Source organism: Streptomyces sp. NPDC050564 (assembly GCF_044457265.1).
Classification (GTDB): domain Bacteria; phylum Actinomycetota; class Actinomycetes; order Streptomycetales; family Streptomycetaceae; genus Streptomyces.
This window is the reverse complement of sequence record NZ_JBITGS010000013.1, coordinates 20,091-37,729: the sequence shown is the minus strand read 5'-3', so window position 1 is coordinate 37,729 and position 17,639 is coordinate 20,091. Positions and strand designations below refer to the sequence as shown.

Genomic DNA, 17,639 nt, shown 5'->3' with positions numbered 1-17,639 from the left:
TCGCCGCGCAGGAAGTGCATGATCCACCAGGACCCAATGCCCCTTTTGACCGATATGATGCACTTTGTGATCATGTCTGGACGGCTGCGGCACCGTCGTCCCCCCTACGGCGGCCAATGGGGAGTTGCCCAGCTGGCACCGGTGATCCTGACCGTCTTCATCACCGGCCTGGCGTTCTCCACGCCGAGGGAGATCGCCGTCAGTCGCCTCCTGCCCGCCGCACCCGCCCTTGCCGCCGCGATGTGGCCCGTGCTCCCCACGATCCTGCTGGGGACGTTCTGCCTGCTCGTCATGATCAGCCTCAGCTTTTTCTACACCGACCTGGGGACGCAGTACACGGGGGCTGCGATCATCGCGGTCACCTTGGCGGCGGCATACGCGAGTCATGTCCGACTCCAGCGGGAGGAAATACTGCTCCAGGTTCGGCTCGTCGCCGACGCGGCCCAGAAGGTGCTGTTGCGTCCCCTGCCGCGCCGTATCGAGAACGTCGAGATGGAATCGCTGTATCTGGCGGCCCAGGAGCAGGCCCGGATCGGCGGCGACTTCTATGAAGCGGCCGGTACACGCTACGGGGTCCGGCTGCTCATCGGTGACGTTCGGGGCAAGGGTCTGTCCGCTGTGGGCGCGGCCTCCGCGGTGATCAACTGCTTCAGGGAAGCCGCGTACGACGAGCCCGACCTGAGGGGCATCATCCATCGTCTCGAGACCAGCATCGCTCGCCACAGTGCTGCGTTTCCGACCCAGGACCGGCCGGAGCACTTCGCCACCGCTCTCATCGCCGAGATCCCACGCGGTGGCGGCCACATCAGGCTTCTCAACTGTGGGCACCCCCCGCCACTGCTTGCGCATCGCGGGAAGATCCGCGTCCTGGAACCCACCACCCCCTCGCCGCCCCTCAACCTCGCGGCGCTCATCGGTGACCACTACTGGGTCGACACCGTCGCCTTCGGCCCGGGTGACCAATTGCTGCTCTATACCGACGGCGTATCGGAAGCCCGGGACCGCGCCGGCGAGTTCTTTCCGCTGCCTGACTGGATGCGCCGGCAGGGCCCGGAGCCGCCCCGCGAACTGCTCGACCGGCTTCACCGGGACCTGCTCGAGTACAGCGGCGGACGGCTCGACGACGACATCGCGGCCCTCGCGGTCAGATGCCCGAACACCCTGTGCCAGGAGTACCCGGCCTAGTTGCCCCGGCAGGCAACGTTTGCCCGTCGAGGAGCGGCGTCCGGTGCGTGCTCTCGGTGTGCCGGCCGGAAGTCCTCGTACTGGACGTACTTGGGCTTTCGGCCGGTGCGGCGAAAGGGCGTGCCGGGCGTCGCGACGGGGCGAACGTTGCCTGCCGGGGCATTGGATGGCCGGATGCCGTGAGGCTCGCCGATCGGCCGGGCGCTGCACTCGGGGGCACAGCCCGTACGACCGGATCAGAGTCGGCACGACTCGGCGAGGGCGGAGCAGAGGGCACGGCGGGCATGTTCGCCGGGTCGAAGTCACCTATGGGATGATCACGGCGTCCGGACAGAATTCCGGACCCCGCGTTACGAGTCGTTCCTTGCGCGCGCCTGCGGCGCAATCGGTAGATGACAGACCGGAGGGCGGGGTACGTATGGTTCCGAGCGCCGTCGCGCACACCACTCCTCTGCCGAAGGACTGTCGATCTTGGATCTCGCGCACCCCGAAATTCCTGCCGCACGCCGCCCGGGACGGATGTGGACCATTCGGGTCTCCGGCCACAGCGACCGTACCGCCTCCGTGACGTGCTCCTCCCCGTGCAGCATGCCGCCTCGCTCCCGCGACCTGGGAGCACTGCGCCGCTTCGCCGAAGCCCACGCCGCCGCCCACGCTCGGGCGGCCAGCGTGCACCCGGACGCCGCCTGTGCCTGCCGGCAGGCACAGTGCGCGGCCCACGAGGGGAGTCAGGTGCACTGCGCGGGCAGTGTGGTCCTGGTGCTGCGCCACGACCCGGCCGTGGGTCAGGTCTGGACCCTGCTGGAAGTCTGCGCGGCCTGCGCCCCGTTGATGACGCACACCCGCATCGTCGGCCGCGCCCTGCCCCGCACGCGCACGCCGGCCACGGCTGCCGCGCAGACATCCGCGCCCGCCGCCGCGGCGACGGCACCGGTGGTACCCGGCGGCTTCAGTGCTCCGACCGGACCGGGCTTCAACAGCGCCGACGCGCCCGCTGCGCCGTCACGTCGTCGTTCGGGTGGGCGTGGCGGTCACCCTCAGCGCCGGCAAGGCCGACAGGACCGGGACGGGTTCCGGGGCTAGCACGGGTCTTTTGGGCCACCCAGGACGGCGGGGCTCGGCAAGCAGCCCCGAGCTCGGGGCTGCGGTCGAGCAGACAGCCACCCCTGCGTTGTCGTCGATTGCGGATCCCCGAGTTCGGGACTTCGCCCGAACGCCGGGACCCGTCGCGTCGACGTCCTCCTCCGCCGTGCAACTGCGCGCGTCAAGCCCCGCTCACGGGCACTGGTCGGGTATCGCGCCTTGGCCCCGGCCTGATCCGAAAGCGTCCTAGGCGAGTACGGCCGGCTTGAGTACTTCCTCGCACCACTGGCGGAAGCCGGTGGGCGCGGACTGGGGAGTGCTCGGCGCGAGGGCACCATAGAAACCCTGGTCCTTCAGGGCCTCCGTCATGTCGGCCAGCCCCTGCGCCCAGGCCTCGCTGGCGCCGAAGCGCAGCGCCGTCGCCTTGTAGTCCGCGCTGCCGGTCCGTTGGAGGCGCACCGGACGGTCCAGCACCTCGGAGACGACCCGCGCCATGCCCTCGGCAGAGAGGTCGTCCGGGCCTACCAGCGGGACGTCGTCCTGTCCGGTCCAGGAGTCGTCGAGCAGCAGCCGGGCCGCCGTGGCGGCGATGTCGCGGGTGGCGCAGGTGCGCAGAACGCAGTTCTCCGCCACCGCCAGGAAGAACACACCGGCGTCGCGGATCGAATCGGCCTGGCCCAGCAGGTTCTCCATCAGGAACGGCGGACACAGCGCCCGGTAGTGGACGCCCGTGGCCATGATCGCCTCGTCCATGGCGAGCGAAGCCGATATCTGCCCGGCGTTCTTCGCCACTCCGCGGCCCAGCGTCGAGACACCGACAACCCGCTCGACGCCCTGGCGCCCGATCACCTCGAGCAGTGGCTCGGTGAAGTCGCGGAAGTGGCCCTCGACGCTGTCGGCCGACGGGGTCGGGGGTACCAGCCAGAACAGGCGGTCGGCGCCCGCGCATGCCTCCTTCAGAACGGCGGGATCGGCATGCGATCCCCGTACGACCTCGACGTGTTCGCGCACGCGCGCGCAGAGGCGAGCGGGGTCGCGGGCGATCACCCGGATCCCGGCCCTGCCGTCCGGGGCGTCGAGGAGACGGTCGAGGACCTGTCGGCCGATCTGGCCGGTCGGGGTGGTGACGACAATCATGAACAACTCCAAGCGGGATGCTTCACTGGACGTCGTCGAGCCTGCTGCGCGGTGCGCCCGAACTGAAGGATCGATCCGCTCCCGCTTGTTACCCTCAGGGCAATACCGAACGGAGGGGGAGAGCGTGGAATCCCGCCCGCTGCGCTACTTCGTCGCCGTCGCCGAGGAGCTCAACTTCGCCCGCGCCGCCGAGCGGCTGGGCATCTCCCCACCGCCGCTGTCCCGCGCGATCCGCCAGTTGGAGTCGGAGATGGGGGTCGCCCTGTTCGAGCGGACCACCCACAGCGTGGCGCTGACCCCTGCCGGAGCGGTGCTCCTGGCGGAGGCGAGGATCGCGCTGGACGCGCTCCAGGCCGCCGAGCGTCGCGCTCAGCGCGCGGCCGCCTCGGAGCCGAAGCTGATCCTGGCGATCAAGGCCGACGGGGACGGGGGACTGCTGGAGCCGATCCTGGCACGCTTCGCGTCCGAGCAGGCGGCCGTACCCGTCGCTGTGCGGCTGTGCGGCTGGCACGAACAGCCGCGACTCCTGCGCCAGGGAGAAGCCGATGCGGCCCTGGTCCACGAACCCTTCGACCACACGGGCCTGGACACCGAGACGCTGACCGTCGAACCGCGCGTCGCGGCCCTCGCCGCCACCCACCCGCTCGCCGTCCGGGACAGTCTGGTCCTGGCGGACCTCGGCCTGCGCCCCGGCGACCTGCACCGCTACCTCGAAGAGATCCGCGGTGCGGGCCGCGACCTCGCCCAACTGCTCATGCTCGTCGCACTGGGCGACGTCGTCCCCCTGCTGCCCGCCTCCGTCGCCGCCCGCTACCCGAGGCCGGGCGTCGTCTACCGGCCGGTCACGGACGCCCCGCCCGCGGTCCTCGCCATCGCCTGGCCGCAGCAGTCCCGTTCGACGGCCACGGCTGCGCTCGTCCGCGCCGCCACGTCCGTGGCGGACGCCGGGCGGGACCGGCCCGCCTGACCAACTCGTTGTCCGTGGGGGCACGTCATCGGGAACGCCCTCGTGCACGATCATGACGTCCCTTCGCCGCCGGACCAGCGGCGGGACGCCGTGAGGTATCCAGGCGTCAGCGCCGACGACTCGTACCGGGCAATGGTGCTCCTCGATGGTTTCGGCCCGCAGTTTTCGGTACGGACCCAACTGGCTTGCGGCTGTGTTAGCGATTCCGGGAGGGGTACCCGGTGGCAGGGAGAGTTAGTGCCCTGGAGGCCAGCATGATCATCCTGGGAGTCGTTCTGCTCGTTGTTGGATTCCTTACGGGAATCGGCATCCTATGGACGATAGGAATCGTCCTTGTGGTCATTGGCCTCATCCTCTGGATTCTTGGCGGGGTGGGCCACGCTGTGGGTGGGCGTCGTCACTACTGGTGAGTACCACTCACGGGACAGGCGCGGGCGACGCACCGCCGCACACCTGCGGCAATGCAGCATGGCCGGCGAACCGGCTTCTCGTGGTCCACACGGTTACGGTTCGCCGGCTTGTGGTTGATTTGGTGGAGCCGTCGGGCGTCCCACCGAGGAGGTCGGACGCCCGCACGCTTACGGGGCCATCTCACCTACTCGCGGTCCTGTGGCACCCCGGGGCCGCCACTCCCCAAACGCCCTGCGGGAACTCGGCCCCACCGTCGCGTCGTTGGCGGACCTTGCCGTCGAGAGCACCAGGGGCGGCGAACGCGTCACGCGCGGAGCGGGCGGCTGTGTCCCACAGGGGCGGGCGGCCGTGTCGCGCCCCAGCCTGTCGCCGTCGGTGTCACCGATTGCGTCGATCATGGCGCCGTCCGGGAGCCGGGTGGGCGCGTACAGCTGCTCGGACACGAGATGATTGATGAGATCACGCACCAGCTTCCAACTGACCGTCCTGGACGGTGTGGACCCAGAACAGGTCGGCGCCTCCGCGTACCGGGTGAGCACCGGGTTGTTGTGTGCCGGGGTTGTCCTGCACATGGCCTCATGTGCTGCTGGAGGCTCGCTCCCGGGCTCCTTCACGCGTCCGGGCCGCCGCGACCGGGCGGCGCGGGTGGCGGCGCAGGTACTCGCCCTCCAGCTGTGCCATGCGCTCATTGTGGGCCCGCAGTGCGTCGTTCGACCCATGCAACAGGGTGTCGTGGCGCGTGCGATGTATCGTCTCCAGCTCGATCATGAGCTGCTGGTCGTCCAAGCGGCCCGGCGCGACTCCGTTCATGGTGATACCCCGCTCGTCGTCTTCCTCCATGCGGTACCCGCTCGGTGATCGTTGCCCCGAAGCGGCATCCGGGAGGGAGCCATGGATGTCACTTTTCTCCACTGTACGAACATCCGGAGCTCTGAGCCTCCGCAGACGTCGACACCTCGCCATGCGATGGCCACGACCCACGAGCGGAGGCTGACAGCAGTCGCCGGTCGTCCTGGCAAGCGAGCTCCGGCGCAGGTGGCGTGGGGGGCAGGGCCGTGGCCCGGCCCCAGGCGCAGCCGGCTCCGTCACCACGACGGGCCTGCGGCGCCCGGGCGACGGTTCACCGGGCTCGATGGTGCGGTGCCTCGGGGTCCGCGTCGCCCGGAGGTGCCGCGCCCGTTCCCGGGACACCGGGCGCGACCGGCGGAACCGGCGGGTAGGGCATGCCGAGGCCGCTCGGCGGCGCTGCCGGGGCGGTCCCGCCGATGACTCGGTCGTGGCCGATCGGTGTCGCCTCGCTCGTGGGCGTCGGCGCGGTCCCGGTCGCGGACGGCCGGGCCATACCCCGCAGCACGTACGCGGCTACGCCGAGCACCGCGGCGGTGATCAGCGCAGCGGCCCAGCCGGGCAGGCCCAGCGCGAGTGCCAAACCGAGGGCGAGCGCCACTGCGGCGCCCGCATACAGGGCGAGGGCACCGGATGCGGCATACAGCGTGGCCGTACGGCGCTGCTTGCGGGTCTGCTCCCGCAGCTCGTCTCGTACGGTCTCACGAGCCACCTGTGCCAGCTCGTCGACCAGGTCCTTGTCCAGATGTTCCAGATGATCCAAGCGGTCCATGGTGGGCGGGTACCCGACCGGTGACGGCCGTAACGCCGTACATAGTGCCCTGTGCCGCTGCCGAGGGACCCCGTCCGGCTCCGCACCACCCCCTGCACAGACGGAGAGCAGGAGGATGCCGAACCCACCGACGTCGTGGAGCTGTTGAAGACGCAGCACTCGAGGATCCGCGAACTGCTCGACGAGGTGGCGGCCATCGAGGCGCGTCGGGCGCGGGATCCCCTTGAAGCGATCTCGTTCCTGGCCGACATTGACCGGATCTGTCCGGGCCGTCGTTTACCGTGGTGCAGGTCGTAACGAAGCTCCCTGCGGGGCAGATTTCTGGATGTCGTTCCTGGCCCGAGTTCAGATTGCGGTTGATCCCCGGGCACCCGTTTCTGGCCGGCGCCTGCTGTCAATCCGGCTGTTCCTGAGGTGTGGACTCCTCGGCGGGGGAGTCGTCCTGGGCAGTACCCTGGCGCGGCCCGGAACCGGCCTCGTCCGGGTCGGGATAGACCTCGGGAGCTTCGTCATCACTCGCCGGAACCTCGACCAACTCGTCCTCGAGGGCAGCCTCGTCCGACGGCTCAGGCAAGTCCCTCGGCACTTTGGCGGCGGCGCCCGGTTGCTTCGCGCTCTTCTCGTTCATGCCAACTGCTCCCTTCTCCAGCTACTCGCCTCCCCAGGAGTCCGACGTCCCCGCCTCGCTCCCGCCGGCCCGCCTATCGGCCGACGCCGCGTGCGAGCCGGCCGCAGGGAAACCGATGACTGCCCGCAGCTCGCACCGCCTGAGGCTCATGATGAGTCCCCGCTGGATCACTTTGAACGATCTAACGGTGTAGTGCTGTGGTGTCCCTGCTGGGGAAGGTGGATGTAGCTCGCGCCCTTCGACGTCGCCGGCGTGAACGAGGTTCAGGTCAGGGCTGAGCATGTCGAGGGCCTGATGACCCCGGACGGGGTGCGGCCACTGTTCAGAACGGGAATCGACGACCACGGCCTTGGCGGCCTCACTTCTCCTGAACACTCGGCTCCTGCCCCGGGTGCCCCTGTCGCTTCGCCATAAACCGCAGCGCTCAGACGTTCGGCCTGCGTCCCCTGGCGAGGCAGGCGGGCTTGGCCTGCAGGTATGCGCTGATCGCCTCGTCCAGCACGTCGCCATCGAACAGTGCGGGCAGCACTCCGTGGCCGGAGTGCGGCTCGGCCCGCCTCAGCAGCACCGGCCCCGCCGCCGCGCACAGCCCGGCGGTGGCGGGCAGGCGGGCCCCAGCCTGGCTTGTGATCCGGCTCGGAACGGAGCGATCACCGCGAGGGCGCGAACAGTGGCACGAGCTCCAGGCCGGCGACCAGTGCGGAGCGGCGCCCGCAGGACTGCGTGATCCCCGTCGGAACCGGGCTGGAACGGCAGGGCATGCCGTACGCGAACCTGGCGCGCCGCGCGTTCGAGTCGCTGGTCGCGCCGGGACGCGTCGGCCTTCGGGCGCGCGCCAGCAGCAGTCAGTGCGCCGGGTTTTGGTGGCATCCGGCCCAATCCGCCCGGATGAGACGTTAGCGGCTCCGACTCTCGGGAACTCGTCCCTTGGCAACCAGGCGTACCGGCCGCGCCGCGAGGCTGACTTCGCTCATGTCCCGCGATCCATAGACGGGCGCGCTCGTCGAGGCGCACTTCGTCGGCTGTGCTGCGGGCCAGTGGATCCGACCGTCGCTCAGCCGTCGAGGGTGCGGAGGGAGTTGGTCGTGGCCACGGCGCGTCGATCGGGAACGAGCCATGACGCAGGAGCTGTCGAATCGAACGGGCTGACCGGATGGATGCGCGTGCCTTGGAGAAAGCGCTCCGTGAGCGTGTCGAGGGTGAAGTGCGATTCGATGCGGGAAGCAGGGGCGCCTACGCGACGGACGGCTCGAACTACCGGCAGGTACCGATCGGGGTGGTCGTCCCCAGGACCGTCGAGGCCGGCGCGGATGCTGTGGCGGTGTGCGCCGAGTTCGGGGCCCCGGTGCTGTCCCGGGGCGGCGGGACCAGCCTAGGCGGCCAGTGCACCAATACAGCTGTGGTCATCGACTGGACCAAGTATTGCCATCGGTTGGTGTCGGTCGACGTGGCGCAGCGGACGTGTGTGGTGGAGCCGGGCATCGTGCTGGACGAGCTCAACCGGCAACTGTCCGACCATCGGCTCCAGTTCGGGCCCAAGCCGTCCACGCACAGCCATTGCTCGCTGGGCGGGATGATCGGGAACAACTCGTGCGGGGGTTCGGCTCAGGCGTACGGCAAGACGGTGGACAACGTGCGGCGTCTGGAGATCTTGACGTACGACGGGACACGGTGTTGGGTCGGGCCCACGTCGGACGACGAGTACGAGGAGATCGTTGCCGGCGGCGGACGTCGGGCCGAGATCTATCAGGGGCTGCGGCAGATCATCGACCGCACCATGGCTGATGTCCGTCGCGGCTTTCCGCGCATCCCACGGCGGGTCTCCGGGTACAACCTGGATTCGCTGCTCCCCGAGAACCGGTTCGACCTCGCTCGTGCGCTCGTGGGCAGTGAGGGCACGCTCGTCACTGTTCTTCACGCCGAGCTGGATCTGGTGCCGGTTCCGCCGTACGAGGCGCTCCTCGTTCTTGGTTACGGCGACATCTGTGCGGCGGCGGATGATGTGCCGCGGCTGCTGGAGCAGAGCGCTCCGACTCAACTGGAGGCCTTGGACGGCCGGATGGCGCAGCTGATGCGCGAGGAAGGCGCCTACCTCGACTCGCTGCGCGAGCTCCCGGAGGGCGAGAGCTGGCTGCTGGTGCAGTTCACGGGGGAGAGCCAGGAGGCAGTCGACGAGCAGGGCCACCAGCTGCTCCGGGCTCTCGGACGCGGCGAAGACGACGCGACGGTGGCGTTCTCCGACGATCCGGCACGCGAGCACAAGATGCTCAGGGCACGGGAGGCCGGGCTCGGAGTGACCGCTCGGCCGCCGGACGGACGCGAGACCTGGGAGGGCTGGGAAGACTCAGCCGTGCCACCGGAGCGGCTCGGCGACTACCTGCGTGACCTGAAGAAGCTCTTCGCCGACTTCGGCTACGACCACCCCTCGTTGTACGGGCACTTCGGCCAGGGCTGCGTACACACCCGTATCCCCTTCGAACTCAAGAGCGCCGAAGGCATCGCGGCTTTCAGGGAGTTCCTCTTCCGGGCAGCGGACCTGGTGGCGTCCTACGGAGGGTCCCTGTCCGGCGAGCACGGTGACGGACAAGCTCGGGGCGAACTCCTGTCGCGCATGTTCGGTGAGGATCTGGTCGCCGCGTTCGGCCAGGTCAAAGCCCTCTTCGACCCGGGCGACCGGATGAACCCCGGCAAGGTCGTCTCCCCGTATCGAGTGGACGAGAATCTCCGGCTGGGTCCCCATTGGCGCCCGCGGAGCCACCACACCCACTTCGGCTATCCCGACGACGACCGCTCCTTCACCCGGGCGGTGATGCGTTGCGTCGGCATCGGCAACTGCCGTACGCACGAGGGCGGGGTGATGTGCCCCTCCTACCGCGCGACCGGTGAGGAGGAGCACTCCACCCGCGGCCGGGCCAGGCTGCTGTTCGAGATGTTGGACGGGCATGCGGACTCGGCCATCACCGACGGCTGGCGCTCCACCGAAGTCCGCGACGCCCTCGACCTCTGTCTGGCCTGCAAGGGCTGCAAGTCCGACTGCCCGGTCGGTGTCGACATGGCCACCTACAAGGCGGAGTTCCTTTCCCACCACTACGCGGGCAGGCTACGGCCCGCCGCGCACTACTCCATGGGCTGGCTGCCCCTGTGGGCGCGCCTGTCCCGGTTGGCTCCGCGGCTGATCAATGCGGCACTCGATGCGCCAGGCTTCGCGCGCCTCGGAAAGCGCCTGGCGGGCGTGGCGGCGGAGCGGGACGCGCCGGTCTTCGCCCAGGAGTCCTTCCTCCAGTGGTGGGCCGCGCGGGGAACCCCCGAACCCGACCCGGCCGATCCTCGCACTGTCGTGTTGTGGCCTGACACCTTCAGCACGTACTTCCACCCGCATGTCACGAAGTCCGCGATTCGTGTGCTGGAGGACGCCGGATTCAACGTGGCCGTGCCCACCCGGGCCGTCTGCTGCGGTCTGACCTGGATCTCCACCGGGCAACTGGCCACGGCCGAACGGGTCTTGCGCCGAACCCTGGATGTACTCCACCCCTGGCTCGCGGCCGGCACGCCCATTGTCGGCCTCGAACCGTCCTGCACCGCCGTCTTCCGCGCCGACGCCCCCGAGCTGTTGCCCGACGACGAAGACGTCCAACAGCTGGCCCGGCAGTTCCGCACGTTCTCCGAGCAGATCCTGAACCATGCGCCGGACGGCTGGCGGCCTCGACCGCTCGCCAGGCCGGCCACAGTTCAGACGCACTGTCACCAGCACGCGGTGATGAAGGACGGCGCCGACCGCGAACTGATGAAGCGTGCCGGGATCGACGCCCATGTCCTGGACGCCGGATGCTGTGGGCTCGCCGGTAATTTCGGCTTCGAACGCGGCCATCACGATCTCTCGATGACCGTGGCGGAGCAGGGCGTTCTGCCCGCGGTACGGGAGGCCGCCCCCAGTGCCCTGGTGATCGCGGACGGGTTCAGCTGCCGCACCCAGATCGACCAGGGAGGCACCGGCCGGCGGGCCGTGCACCTGGCCGAAGTTCTCGCGATGGGCATGGATGAGCATCTGCCGGCCGACTACCCGGAACAGCTCGCAGACCGCCCCGAGGCCTCCACCCTCGACAGCCGACTGCTGACCGCGAGCACCGCCGCCGTCCTCGCAGCGGCGGCAGCCGGAGCCTATGGGTGGACACGGGGGTGGCGCAGATGAGCCGGACGGACGAATCACCTCGGGGGCCGGCGTGCCCGGCTCGCTGACCGTTCCGAGGAACCACTACGACTACCGGTGCCGGAATCGACGACCGGTGCAATGAAGGGAGCTCCTGTGTCGATCAAGGTGTCCGACTACATCCTCCAGCGACTGCGCGAGTGGGATGTCGACCATGTCTTCGCCTACGCCGGCGACGGCATCAACGGTCTCCTCGCCGCCTGGGGACGAGCCGACAACAAGCCGAAGTTCGTCCAGTCACGGCACGAGGAGATGTCCGCTTTCGAGGCCGTCGGATACGCCAAGTTCTCCGGCAAGGTCGGCGTCTGCGCCGCGACCTCCGGTCCGGGAGCGATCCACCTCCTCAACGGCCTCTACGACGCAAAGCTCGACCATGTCCCGATCGTGGCGATCGTCGGGCAGACCAACCGCAGCGCCATGGGCGGCTCCTACCAGCAGGAAGTCGATCTGCTGAGCCTGTACAAGGACGTCGCCTCCGCGTTCTGCGAGATGGTGACAGTCCCGGAACAGCTTCCGAACGTCATCGACCGGGCCATGCGCACCGCCTACGCCAAGCGGACCGTGACCGCGGTCGTCATCCCCGCCGACGTGCAGGAGCTCGACTACTCCGCGCCGACACACGCCTTCAAGATGGTCCCTTCCAGCCTCGGCATGGCTCATTACGCCCCGGTCCCGGCCGCCGCGGACATCGCTCGTGCCACCCAGGTGCTCGACGAGGGGGAGAAGATCGCCGTCCTGATCGGTCAGGGAGCGCGCGGCGCACGCGCCGAGGTCGAGGAACTCGCCGACGTGCTCGGCGCCGGGGTGGCCAAGGCCCTGCTGGGCAAGGATGCCCTCCCGGACGACCTGCCGTACGTCACGGGCTCGATCGGGCTGCTCGGCACCCGCCCCTCGTACGAGTTGATGCAGGAGTGCGACACCCTGCTGGTCATCGGCTCCAGCTTCCCCTACACACAGTTCCTGCCGGAGTTCGGGCAGGCCCGTGCCGTGCAGATCGACATCGACCCGTTCATGGTGGGGCTGCGCTATCCCTTCGAGGTCAACCTCGTCGGCGACGCGAAGGAAACACTCAAGCTTCTGCTGCCTCAGCTGAAGCGGAAGAAGCACGGCAAGTGGCGCAAGAAGATCGAGAAGGACACGGCTCGCTGGTGGGAGGTCATGGAACGTCGCGCAGCCGTGGACGCGGACCCGATCAACCCGGAGTACGTCGTGCACGCCCTCGACGCACTGCTGCCGGACAACGTGATCCTGGCCGCCGACTCCGGCTCCGCGGCGAACTGGTACGCACGGCACCTGCGTATGCGCGGAAACATGCGCGGCTCCCTGTCCGGCACGCTGGCCACGATGGGGCCGGGTGTGCCGTACGTCATCGGTGCCAAGTTCGCCCACCCCGACCGTCCGGTTCTGGCGATCGTGGGGGACGGAGCGATGCAGATGAACGGTATGGCCGAACTCATCACCGCCGCCAAGTACTGGCCCGAATGGCAGGACCGGCGGCTGGTCGTTGCCGTCCTCAATAACCAGGACCTCAACCAGGTCACCTGGGAGATGCGTGCCATGTCCGGCGCCCCGCAGTTCTTGCCTTCCCAGGCACTCCCGGACGTGCCGTACGCCGACTTCGCGCGCTCCATCGGCCTCGGCGGAGTACGGGTGGAGAAGCCGGGGGAGGTGGAGGACGCTTGGCAGCAAGCGCTCGGCGCCGACCGGCCGTTCGTCATCGACTTCCGGACCGACCCCGCCGTACCGCCGGTCCCTCCGCACGCCAGTCTCGACCAGATCGAGGCCGCGGCCTCCGCCATTGTGAAGGGGGACAGCGACCGTGTCGGCATGATCCGGCAAGGACTGAAGGCGAAGGTGCAGGAACTGCTCCCTGGTGGCAAGCACCGCGACGACAAACCGAGTACGCCGGATCAGGAAGGCTGATGGCCCCTCGCACCGCCGACGGGACCGAGCCCCTCGTGGACGGGCTCGGGACCGCGGTGTACACCGTTCCCACCGACGCGCCGGAAGGCGACGGCACGCTCGCCTGGGACTCGACCACCATGGTCATCGTCCAGGCGCGCTCCGGCGATGCCACGGGACTGGGCTACACCTACGGCGCGGCCGCAACCGCTGAAGTCGTCGAACGGCAGCTGGCCGACGTCGTCGGCGGACGATGCGTGTGGGACGTCCCCGCCGCCAACGAGGCAATGAACCGAGCGGTGCGCAATGCCGGCCGCCCTGGCCTGATCGCCGGAGCGATCTCGGCCGTGGACATCGCCCTATGGGATCTCAAAGCCCGCCTCCTCGGTGTACCGCTTGTGCGGCTGCTCGGTGCGAGCCGCACCAGCGTGCCCGTGTACGGCAGTGGCGGTTTCACCACCTACGACGAGCAACAGCAGGACCGTCAGCTGCGTCGATGGGTGGAGGAGCAGGACATCCCACGCGTGAAAATCAAGATCGGGGAGTCCTGGGGCCGGGCCGAGCAACGGGACCTGGAGCGGATCGCATGGGCGCGTCGCAGCGTCGGCGACGCGTCGGAACTGTATGTGGACGCCAACGGCGCCTACACCTGCAAACAGGCGATCCGGCTCGCCCGGCACCTGCACGACCAGGGCGTCACCTGGTTCGAGGAGCCGGTCTCCTCCGACGACCTGGACGGCCTGGCGCGGATCCGGGCCGCTGTCCTGCCCGAGGTGACGGCCGGCGAGTACGGCTACACCCTTCCCTACTTCGGGCACATGCTCGGCGCCGGTGCGGTGGACTGCCTTCAGGCCGATGCCACCCGCTGCGGCGGCATCACTGTGTGGACGCGGGTCGCCGCCCTGGCGGAGGCGGCGGGACTGGAGATCTCCGGCCACTGCGCTCCGCACGTCCACGCACACGCCGCGGCCTCGGTCCCCAACCTGCGCCATCTGGAGTGGTTTCACGATCACGTGCGCATCGAAGACCTCTTCTTCGACGGGGCCCTGGACCCGAGCGGTGGCAGCGTCCGTCCCGGCGGTGACGGCACACCGGGCCACGGTCTGACGCTGCGCACCGAACAGGCGGAGCGGTATCGCACCGGGTAGGGACGAAGAGCCATGAGCACGGTCGAATCAAGCGAGCACGGCGCCTACCCGCCTCAGGCCCTGCACGACTACGCCTTCCTCGCCGACGGTGAGCGCGGCGCACTCGTCGGCCCGCGCGGGGAGATCTGTTGGCTGTGCGCACCCCGCTGGGCCGACGACGCCGTCTTCTCCACGCTCATCGGCGGGCCGGGCCTCTACGCGGTGACACCGAGGGGGCGATTCGTGCCGGGCGGTTACTACGAGGAGGGCTCCTTGATCTGGCGCAGCCGCTGGGTCACCGAAACCGGAATCGTCGAGTGCCGCGAAGCGCTGGCCTTTCCAGGCGCCGCAGGTCGACTCGTACTGCTGCGGCGAGTGCTGGCCCTCGACGCACCCGCTCGGGTCCGCGTGGTGCTGCACCCACTCGCCGGATACGGGACCGAGCCAGTGCGCGACGCGCAGCGCGATGAGACCGGCGTATGGACCGCACGGCTGGGCGATCTGCATCTGCGCTGGACCGGCGGCGGCAACGCCTCCCTGTCCGAGGCCGACTCTCTCGGCGCGCGGTTCACCCTCGACTTGTCCTTGGCCGCCGGCGAGCGGCACGACCTGATGCTCGAGCTCAGCGAAACACCCCCGCACGACGACGCGCCCCCCGCTCCGTCCAAGGCCTGGTCGCAGACCGAAGGGGCCTGGTCCGCAGCCGTACCCGCCCTGGACTGCACGGTCGCAGCCGGCGACTCGCGGCAGGCGTACGCCGTGCTGCGCGGTATGACGAGCGCAGCTGGAGGCATGGTCGCCGCGGCCACCACGAGCCTTCCGGAGCGAGCCGAAGAAGGACGCAACTACGACTACCGCTATGCATGGATCCGTGACCAGTGCTATGCGGGTCAGGCCGTGGCAGCGGCAGGTCCTCATCCCCTGCTGGACGAGGCCGTCCGTTTCGTCGGCGCCCGCCTGCACGAGGACGGGCCGAAGCTGAGACCGGCGTACACGGTCAGTGGTGGTCCTGTCCCCGATCAGCGGAAGCTCGACCTGCCCGGCTACCCCGGCGGCCATGACCGGATCGGGAACCATGTCAATCGCCAGTTCCAGCTCGACGCATTCGGCGAAGCACTGCTGTTGTTCGCGGCCGCCGCACGTCACGACCGACTCGACAAGGACGGCCGGCAGGCCGCGGACATCGCGGCGGCCGCCATCGCCCGCCGATGGCGGGAAGCGGACGCGGGCATCTGGGAACTGGACGCCCGGGTCTGGACGCACAGTCGTCTGATCTGCGCCGCAGGACTCCGGGGGATGGCCGAGGCGACACCCGGCGGCCCCCGCTGCCGGGAGTGGTCCGACCTGGCTGCCACGATCCTCGCCGACACCGCGGCGAACGCGGTGCACCCCGACGGCCACTGGCAACGCGCCCCGGACGACACCGGATTGGATGCGGCCCTGCTGCTGCCCCCGGTGCGTGGATTGCTGGCCGCCGACGACCCCCGCACCCGCGCCACCCTGCGTGTCTACACCGACCAGCTCACCCGCAGCCACTACGCCTACCGCTTCCGGCACGACGAACGGCCGCTGGAGGAAGCGGAGGGAGCCTTCCTGCTCTGCGGCTTTGTGATGGCACTGGCCGAGCACCACCAGGGACGAGAGGTGGAGGCCTACCGCTGGTTCGAACGCAACCGCCACGCGTGCGGGGCGGCGGGCCTGTACTCCGAGGAGTACGACATCGCCCAACGGCAGCTGCGCGGCAACCTGCCCCAGGCCTTCGTCCACGCGCTCATGCTCGAAACCGCGGTCGGCCTCGGCCGCGGCGCCCCTACCTGACGCGGCACCCCTTTCGCACGACGAAGAGGAGCATCATGACCCAGACCGTTGTAGTCACCGGTGCCAGCGCCGGAATCGGCCGAGCCACCGCAAGGCTCTTCGCCCGGCGCGGTGCGAACGTCGTCCTGCTGGCCCGAGGTAAAGCAGGCCTCGACGCCGCGGCCACCGATGTCGAGGCACTGGGCGGCCGTGCGCTCGCATTGCCCACCGACGTCTCCGTCTACGAGCAGGTCGAAGCGGCCGCCGCGGCGGCCGAAGAAGCTTTCGGTCCGATCGATGTCTGGGTCAACAATGCCTTTACATCGGTGTTCGCACCGTTCATGGAGATCGAGCCCGATGAGTACCGGCGGGTCACCGCGGTGAGCTATCTGGGTTTCGTGCACGGCACGAGGGCCGCGCTCAAGCGCATGCTGCCGCGCGACGCCGGTGCGATCGTGCAGGTCGGCTCGGCCCTCGGCGACCGCGCCATCCCGCTGCAGTCCGCCTACTGCGGTGCCAAGCACGCCGTCAACGGCTTCACCGAGAGCGTGCGCACCGAGCTCCTGCACGAACGCAGCCGGGTACGCATCACCATGGTGCAGATGCCCGCGGTGAACACCCCGCAATTCTCATGGGTGAAATCCCGGCTTCCTAAGCATCCCCAGCCCGTCCCGCCGATCTACCAGCCGGAAGTGGCCGCCCGGGCTGTCCTGCACGCGGCGAACCATCCGAACCGAAAGCAGTACTACGTGGGCGCGTCCACGGCCGCGACCATCCTCGTCGACAAGCTGGCTCCCGCCTTGCTCGACCGCTACCTCGCCCGCACCGGCTATGCGTCGCAGCAGACGGACGACAGCGTCGCCGACAACCGGGCAAGCAACCTCTGGCAACCGGTGGACGACGCCGATGAATACGACCACGGAGCTCACGGCGTCTTCGACGAAACGTCCCACGCACTGTCTCCCGAAGCGGCGCTCGCTCGGCACCCGGTGCTTGTATCGGCAGCCCTGACAGGAGCGGTGGCCGCGGCCCTCACAGCGATTGTGCGCCGCAGGCGTCTCCGGTAGCGCACCGTCGGCCTCAGACATCCGGATCACCAGGATGAGACGTGGCGGGTGAGCGCGCGACTCGACAGACGACACGGATGCGTCGCACGCTGGAGGAGTGGCAGGAGTGCCGATCGTCGTGCATCGGCCGATCGCGTCGGGCGGCCGCCCCGTCGTCGTGCGCAGCGAGGTCATCGGCCTGGCGCACACCGACGGGGACGTCGTGGAGTACATACGTCTCGCCGGTCTGGCGCTGAGCAAGGACGTCCTCGACGATCCTGTATGGGTCGAGTGGAAGGGCGGTCGGCCGCACGAGTACCACCCCGATTGAGCCCGCGCAGCTCGTCGGAAACCCTCGGACCTCATGACGCGGTGCCGCACGCCCGGGGCCGCGGCACGCACGCCGGTTCCGGCCCGTTCGGACGCGCAGCAATGTCGTGCGACACGGCCTCGGGTGATGGTGGGAGAGGACCCGCGAAGGCGCGTTTTTCGCGGGGGTGAGTACTCGCCCGGCTGACTGGGGCAGGGAGG

At 69.4% G+C, this 17,639-nt stretch carries 15 protein-coding genes; 10 read left to right on the top strand and 5 right to left on the bottom strand.

Features of this window, described 5'->3' with window-relative positions:
* Positions 1-66 precede the first annotated feature (66 nt).
* Positions 67-1,185: a PP2C family protein-serine/threonine phosphatase gene (locus ACIBK0_RS21490; RefSeq protein ID WP_399082047.1), complete on the top strand. Its 1,119-nt coding sequence runs from the start codon at positions 67-69 to the stop codon at positions 1,183-1,185.
* A gap of 588 nt (positions 1,186-1,773) precedes the next feature.
* Complete coding sequence (locus ACIBK0_RS21485; protein WP_399082044.1) at positions 1,774-2,268, top strand: hypothetical protein; 495 nt, start codon at positions 1,774-1,776, stop codon at positions 2,266-2,268.
* Positions 2,269-2,514: 246 nt separating this feature from the next.
* Here ACIBK0_RS21485 and ACIBK0_RS21480 read toward each other — a convergent pair whose 3' ends face one another.
* Positions 2,515-3,405, bottom strand: coding sequence for an NAD(P)H-binding protein (locus tag ACIBK0_RS21480; protein WP_399082041.1), 891 nt, complete (start codon positions 3,403-3,405; stop codon positions 2,515-2,517).
* 124 nt (positions 3,406-3,529) lie between these two features.
* On the opposite strand from ACIBK0_RS21480, the gene ACIBK0_RS21475 reads away from it, so the two are divergent.
* Entirely contained in the window at positions 3,530-4,372 is an 843-nt protein-coding gene (locus ACIBK0_RS21475; protein ID WP_399082038.1) for a LysR family transcriptional regulator, read from the top strand.
* Positions 4,373-4,626: 254 nt separating this feature from the next.
* Positions 4,627-4,782 (top strand): DUF6131 family protein, encoded by a 156-nt coding sequence (locus tag ACIBK0_RS21470; RefSeq protein ID WP_399082035.1) that lies wholly within the window; start codon positions 4,627-4,629, stop codon positions 4,780-4,782.
* Positions 4,783-5,359: 577 nt separating this feature from the next.
* Here the strand turns inward: ACIBK0_RS21470 and ACIBK0_RS21465 are convergent.
* The 4 genes from ACIBK0_RS21465 to ACIBK0_RS21450 form a co-directional block, all read right to left on the bottom strand.
* A complete protein-coding gene (locus tag ACIBK0_RS21465; RefSeq protein ID WP_399082032.1) occupies positions 5,360-5,623 on the bottom strand; it encodes a DUF6158 family protein in 264 nt (87 codons plus the stop codon).
* 280 nt (positions 5,624-5,903) lie between these two features.
* Positions 5,904-6,401 carry a phage holin family protein gene (locus ACIBK0_RS21460; RefSeq protein WP_399082029.1) on the bottom strand — a complete coding sequence of 166 codons (498 nt, stop codon included), beginning with the start codon at positions 6,399-6,401 and terminating at the stop codon, positions 5,904-5,906.
* 394 nt (positions 6,402-6,795) lie between these two features.
* Entirely contained in the window at positions 6,796-7,029 is a 234-nt protein-coding gene (locus ACIBK0_RS21455; protein ID WP_399082026.1) for a hypothetical protein, read from the bottom strand.
* Between the two features lie 424 nt (positions 7,030-7,453).
* A complete protein-coding gene (locus tag ACIBK0_RS21450) occupies positions 7,454-7,597 on the bottom strand; it encodes a hypothetical protein (protein ID WP_399082023.1) in 144 nt (47 codons plus the stop codon).
* A 585-nt stretch (positions 7,598-8,182) separates the two neighbouring features.
* Between ACIBK0_RS21450 and ACIBK0_RS21445 the strand changes: the two genes are divergently transcribed.
* The 6 genes from ACIBK0_RS21445 (at position 8,183) to ACIBK0_RS21420 (ending at position 17,439) form a co-directional block, all read left to right on the top strand.
* Positions 8,183-11,218, top strand: coding sequence for an FAD-binding and (Fe-S)-binding domain-containing protein (locus ACIBK0_RS21445; protein WP_399082020.1), 3,036 nt, complete (start codon positions 8,183-8,185; stop codon positions 11,216-11,218).
* Between the two features lie 114 nt (positions 11,219-11,332).
* Positions 11,333-13,159 (top strand): thiamine pyrophosphate-requiring protein, encoded by a 1,827-nt coding sequence (locus tag ACIBK0_RS21440; RefSeq protein ID WP_399082017.1) that lies wholly within the window; start codon positions 11,333-11,335, stop codon positions 13,157-13,159.
* Entirely contained in the window at positions 13,159-14,286 is a 1,128-nt protein-coding gene (locus ACIBK0_RS21435; protein ID WP_399082014.1) for an enolase C-terminal domain-like protein, read from the top strand. The genes ACIBK0_RS21440 and ACIBK0_RS21435 overlap by 1 nt, the downstream gene beginning before the upstream one ends.
* Positions 14,287-14,298: 12 nt before the next feature.
* Positions 14,299-16,083 carry a glycoside hydrolase family 15 protein gene (locus ACIBK0_RS21430; RefSeq protein ID WP_399082011.1) on the top strand — a complete coding sequence of 595 codons (1,785 nt, stop codon included), beginning with the start codon at positions 14,299-14,301 and terminating at the stop codon, positions 16,081-16,083.
* A 35-nt stretch (positions 16,084-16,118) separates the two neighbouring features.
* Positions 16,119-17,129 (top strand): SDR family oxidoreductase, encoded by a 1,011-nt coding sequence (locus ACIBK0_RS21425; protein ID WP_399082008.1) that lies wholly within the window; start codon positions 16,119-16,121, stop codon positions 17,127-17,129.
* A gap of 97 nt (positions 17,130-17,226) precedes the next feature.
* Positions 17,227-17,439 carry a hypothetical protein gene (locus tag ACIBK0_RS21420; RefSeq protein WP_399082005.1) on the top strand — a complete coding sequence of 71 codons (213 nt, stop codon included), beginning with the start codon at positions 17,227-17,229 and terminating at the stop codon, positions 17,437-17,439.
* Positions 17,440-17,639 lie beyond the last annotated feature (200 nt).